The 5,113-nt window shown below is 46.6% G+C and carries 6 protein-coding genes; all 6 read left to right on the forward strand.

Annotation, left to right across the window (positions count from 1 at the left end):
- Window positions 1–161: 161 nt before the first annotated feature.
- Window positions 162–785 (forward strand): PIG-L deacetylase family protein, encoded by a 624-nt coding sequence (locus QCH34_RS06530; protein WP_300332004.1) that lies wholly within the window; start codon window positions 162–164, stop codon window positions 783–785.
- Window positions 786–819: 34 nt separating this feature from the next.
- Window positions 820–1,698: a polysaccharide deacetylase family protein gene (locus QCH34_RS06535; RefSeq protein WP_300332007.1), complete on the forward strand. Its 879-nt coding sequence runs from the start codon at window positions 820–822 to the stop codon at window positions 1,696–1,698.
- Window positions 1,695–2,384: a PHP domain-containing protein gene (locus QCH34_RS06540; RefSeq protein WP_300332010.1), complete on the forward strand. Its 690-nt coding sequence runs from the start codon at window positions 1,695–1,697 to the stop codon at window positions 2,382–2,384. Before QCH34_RS06535 ends, QCH34_RS06540 begins: the two co-directional genes overlap by 4 nt.
- 8 nt (window positions 2,385–2,392) lie before the next feature.
- Entirely contained in the window at window positions 2,393–3,589 is a 1,197-nt protein-coding gene (locus tag QCH34_RS06545) for an ATP-grasp domain-containing protein (RefSeq protein ID WP_300332015.1), read from the forward strand.
- Window positions 3,586–4,788 (forward strand): DegT/DnrJ/EryC1/StrS family aminotransferase, encoded by a 1,203-nt coding sequence (locus QCH34_RS06550; RefSeq protein ID WP_300332020.1) that lies wholly within the window; start codon window positions 3,586–3,588, stop codon window positions 4,786–4,788. Before QCH34_RS06545 ends, QCH34_RS06550 begins: the two co-directional genes overlap by 4 nt.
- Before the next feature lie 4 nt (window positions 4,789–4,792).
- The coding region (locus tag QCH34_RS06555) for a DUF354 domain-containing protein (protein ID WP_300332023.1) at window positions 4,793–5,113 on the forward strand (321 nt) is incomplete at its 3' end.

Raw genomic sequence — 5,113 nt, forward strand, 5'->3', positions numbered from 1 at the left:
CGAGCATGGGATGATGCTGAGGAGCATGCCGAACTGCAGAGGTACGGAGATATTCTTATCGTGAATTCCCCTGTTCTCTACGACACAGTTCCGTTCCAAAACATCCAGCCCTGCGATCTTCCGCAGATCTTCCGGAACATGACTGCGCTAGAGGGTGTTTCATGAGCAGGCGGATACTGATCATCAGCCCGCACACCGACGACGGCGAACTCGGGTGTGGAGGTTCGATCGCCCGTTTTATCGAGGAAGGAGACGAGATCGAGTATGTGGCCCTCTCTGCATGCGAAAAATCCATACCCCTCGAATACCCGCCTGACATCCTCAGACAGGAAGTAAAGCGTGCAACAAAAGTGCTGGGCATAGGTGAACCCATTCTCTTTGACTTCGAGGTACGGGAATTCCCGAAATATCGCCAGCCAATTCTCGATACCCTGATTGAAGTGAGAAATCAACTCAAGCCCGATATCGTCTTCACGCCCTCCTCCTACGACACCCATCAGGATCATAAGACAACGCGGGAAGAGACTCTGCGGGCATTTAAAAATTGCACGATCCTTGGTTATGAACAGCCCTGGAATAATATTACCTTCAACACTCTTGCCTTCATATCCCTTACCGAAGGCCAGATCCAGAAAAAAGTTGAGGCATTACAGTGCTACGAAACGCAGAAAGAGAAGGTCTATACTCAGGGCGACTTCATTAAGGGTCTTGCGATGACTCGCGGAACCCAGATAGAGGAGAAGTATGCAGAGGCGTTTGAAGTGATCAAGTGGGTAATACGCTAGGATACACGGAATGTGAGGCTGGATGAATTTTTTGATGACGGTCGATGTCGAGAGCTTCTCGATTCCGCTGAATCGGTGCGATCCTGAGACAGCCCGGCAGGTATATGATCAGGGGTTGCCCAGACTGCTCGCAGTACTGGCGAAGCATGATGCTGCCTCAACCTTTTACTTTACCGGTGAGCTTGCACAGGCTGTTCCTGAGGCCATTGAGCTAGTGAAGGATCATGGTCATGAAATCGGATGCCACGGCCACCTCCATGAAGTGGACAGGGCTTTTGACATTCTCAGTTACGATGAGCAGGTCCATGATCTTACAACGGCGAAGAAGATTATTGAATCAGTCGCTGGCCCCATCCAGGCCTTCAGGGCACCGGCACTCAGAATCAACGATGACACCATACGAGCACTTGCGGCGACCCGCTTCACAACAGATAGTTCCGTCTGCCCACAGCGTTTTGATGGGCCTTTTACGTTCGGATCGAAGCAGAAGCTGAAATGGCTCACTGCACCGAGGGGCCCCCATTATCTGGACGGAGATCAATCAATCCTCGAGATCCCTGTATCTGCACTCTTGGTTCCCTACATCGGAACGACGATGAGGATATCTCCACTCATGGTTAGACTGCTTCAAGAAGTTCTTTTTTTTGAGGCTGCGCATACCGGCAGACCAGTTGTCTTCTTATTTCATCCGAACGAATGTTTGGATACTCGTGGAAATGTCATCACTACACGGAGAACAAATAATCGGATTAAATACCTCTTTGCCGATAAAATCAGGCAGCGGCTCAAGTTGCGAAATCTTGGAGAGAAGGCGGTTGTTCAAATGGATGGTATTCTTCATCACGCCAAGGAATGCGGATTTTCCTTTATGACGGCATCAGATCTCATGAGAGAATACAGGGTGAAGGAATGAAAGATGACTTTTCTGCATTTGATTTTCATATACACTCGCAATATTCGTATGATTCGCTTTGCACAATAAGAGCGATAACTAAGGCGGCAAAGCGGCGAAATCTTTCAGGATTTGCAATCACTGACCATAACACGCTGCAGGGGGCTGTAAAGGCGTCATTATGTAATTCCGAAATGGCGGTTATTATCGGTGAGGAGATATCAACAGATCAGGGTGATATCATCGGTCTTTTTTTGCACGAAGAAGTGAAACCAGGTCAAATACTTGATGTTATTGACCAGATCAGGGATCAGGACGGGTTGATAGTACTCCCCCATCCATTTAAGAAAAACCTATCCCCCTCGCCTGAGGTCGTCGCAAACGTCGATATCATCGAGGTATTGAATGGGAGGCGGCCGCCTGAAATGAACCGCAAGGCAGCTGCTTTGGCAGAGAAGCATGATCTGCCAGGTATCGGTGGAAGCGATGCCCACCTCGCATGCGAAGTTGGCAGAGTACAGACCGTTTTTAATCAGGATATTACCGATCCTGAGGATATCAGGCGGTTGATTACGCAAAAGAAGGCGACAGTTGAAGGTACTGAATCGTCACAATATGTTCACTACCCTAGTGTACTTATCGGTTCAGTACGGACGGGTAATTATCGTAAACTGGTGAAATCCGCTGTAAAAAGGATACCATTCTGAGGTAAACGATGGGTTCAGTTTTTGTAACGGACGGGAGATCGCGGGCCGCACTGGCGATCGTCCGTTCTCTGGGGAAGAAGGGCATCAAGGTTATCGCCGGGGAGTCAATGGCCGTATGTTCCACCTTTTTCTCGAAATACGTGCAGGAGAGGGTGGTCTATCCAGATCCTGACAGATATCCCGAGCAATTTGCAGATTTCATGCATGATTTCGTCAAGAATAATGATCTGGATATGATCATTCCGGTGAGAGATTCTACCACCCTGACACTTTCGAAATTCAAACAACGTTTCTCCCCCTATGTGAAGATCCCTCTTGCAGACTATGAGACCCTGACAATCGGCAGGGATAAAGCAAAGACCATCCGCCTTGCAGAGGAACTCAATATTCCCCACCCGAAGACCACATATACTGAACATCCTGATTTTGAAAGAATTAAAGAAGATTTTTCATTCCCCGTCGTCGTCAAACCGAGAGAAAGTTCCGGTTCACGTGGCATCATCTATGTACAGTCTCCAGAGGAGCTTGAAGATGCGTATCTGAAATCACGGAGTCTTTTTGGAAATCTGATGGTGCAAGAATTTATTCCATATGGCGGCGCTTACGGAACGTCCCTGCTTCTGAACCAAGGTGAGGTCAGGGCATTCTTTTCTCACAAACGAATTCGAGAATACCCGATTAGCGGGGGACCCAGCACTTTGAGGGAGGGTATACGCAATCCAAAACTTGAGCGGTATGCAATGGATCTGCTTACATCAATAAAGTGGCATGGGGTTGCCATGGTTGAATTCAGGAAGGACTCCCGGACAGATGAGTACAAACTGATGGAGATAAACCCTCGTTTCTGGGGTTCTCTCGCCCTGCCGATCTTCTCAGGAGTTGATTTTCCTTATTTACTCTATCGCATGACGATAGATGGCGATGTCGAACCGGTTTGTGATTATCCTGTTGGGATGAGAAGCCGCTGGTTGATCTTTGGCGATATCCTCTGGCTTTTAGGGAGTTCTAACAAAATTACGGCTATCCCTGAATTTCTGAAGTTCAGGAATGAGAACCTGTGTTATGACACACTATCGGTGGACGATCCTTTCCCTGCACTGGGAGCAGTGTTGGAGGGGTTCATCTCTTTTACTAACAAAGGGAGAAGAGAGCATGCATTTAACAGGGGATGGACAAGCAAAAACAGAAACGAGGCGCTAAAATGAGTGTAAATATTCGATATCTTCCCTCAGCGATGACTCCAATTAGCATCATGGATATTGGATCAGCCATCACAGATCAAAAAGATGGTCTGAGCCGCTTTAAAGATGCTATCAATTCATATCTAGAGGCCAAGGAATCGTACACTTTCACGTCATTTATGCGATCGATTTATGCCTGCCTGATGATCGTGAAGGATCTTGATCCACGAAGAGAGGTAATCCTCCCCCGATTTTCCTGCCCCACTTTTACCCACGCCATTCGAGAGGCAGGATTAACGCCCTTATACTGTGATATAAATCCCCTGACACTCAGCATGGATATGGAGAAACTTCAGGGCATGGATCTCAATAACGCACTTGCGATAATCTCCGTCAACCATTTTGGACTTGCCAATCCGATGGATCAGCTGGCAGAAATTTCAAAAGAGAAAGACATCTATCTGATAGAAGATCTGGGATATTCACTCGGTACACGTTTTAAAAAGAGGAAATTGGGGACTTTTGGAGATTTTAGCGTCCTGAATTTCAAGGAGGGCAAGGCGATCCCAATTGGGGGAGGTATGCTTACGACATCTCATGACGGGTTGATGGACCTGTTTCGAGACCAGCAAACCCGGGGGAGCAACGTCGGGCGGATGATCGGTTATCGATATGTCGTTAATCCTTACATATATTTCCTGTTTAAGAAGACGATGGATCTCTTTCAATTCAACGAGAGGAGATTGTTTTCGATGGAAGATACGATACGTGGTAGCATGAGTGAATTCGATTACCAATTCGATGCAAGTGAACCCTTGTACGCACTGTCAGATTTTCAAGGCCGATTGGGGCTTCGGATTTTCTCGAGATTTGAGGATACCATACGAATAAGGGAAACAAACGCGAGATTTCTTGAGGATGCGTTATCAGACTGTACAGCTATTGAATTAGTGGAGAGGGAGGAGGGGACGGAGATAACTCATTACATCCGTTACCCTGTGCGTGTACCACATGGTTTGCGATATGACATGTTACATCGTCTCCTTGGTGATGGGGTTGAGGCGAGAGATATTTATTCAGAAGTAAAACCCGATGGTGGTGCATATCCTGGTGCGTATAAGGTTTCACAGGAGATATTAACGCTACCCTGCCATCCTGGAATGAATACAACAGATCTTCAGAGAACCATCAATACAATTTCGGCATTTGAAAAAAGTAGGTGATTGAATGAAAATACTTGTTGGGGTCTGGCATCCAGCGCACGTGCATTTTTTCAAGAATTTTATCTGGGAAATGGAAAAAAGAGGGCATTCTATAAAAATTTTGGCACTTGAAAAAGAGATGAATATCCAGATCTTGGATAATTACCAATTTGAGTACGAGGTTATAGGGAAAAACCGAACTGGTCTGGTCAATAAGCTATTTCATACAATCATCAACGATATAAAGACGTATAAAATAGTGAAGGATTTCGATCCCGACATAATGCTGGGGATAGCTGCGATCTTTTTTGCGCATGTGGGGTGTGTGACAAAAAGACCCTCCATA

This window comes from Methanocalculus sp., assembly GCF_029762515.1.
In the GTDB taxonomy this organism is placed as follows: Archaea; Halobacteriota; Methanomicrobia; order Methanomicrobiales; family Methanocorpusculaceae; genus Methanocalculus.

What these genes read in the sequence shown, in the direction of transcription:
- QCH34_RS06530 (WP_300332004.1), top strand. Translation starts at nt 162, where the DNA reads ATGAGCAGGCGGATACTGATCATCAGCCCGCACACCGACGACGGCGAA.
- QCH34_RS06535 (WP_300332007.1), top strand. Translation starts at nt 820, where the DNA reads ATGACGGTCGATGTCGAGAGCTTCTCGATTCCGCTGAATCGGTGCGAT.
- QCH34_RS06540 (WP_300332010.1), top strand. Translation starts at nt 1,695, where the DNA reads ATGAAAGATGACTTTTCTGCATTTGATTTTCATATACACTCGCAATAT.
- QCH34_RS06545 (WP_300332015.1), top strand. Translation starts at nt 2,393, where the DNA reads ATGGGTTCAGTTTTTGTAACGGACGGGAGATCGCGGGCCGCACTGGCG.
- QCH34_RS06550 (WP_300332020.1), top strand. Translation starts at nt 3,586, where the DNA reads ATGAGTGTAAATATTCGATATCTTCCCTCAGCGATGACTCCAATTAGC.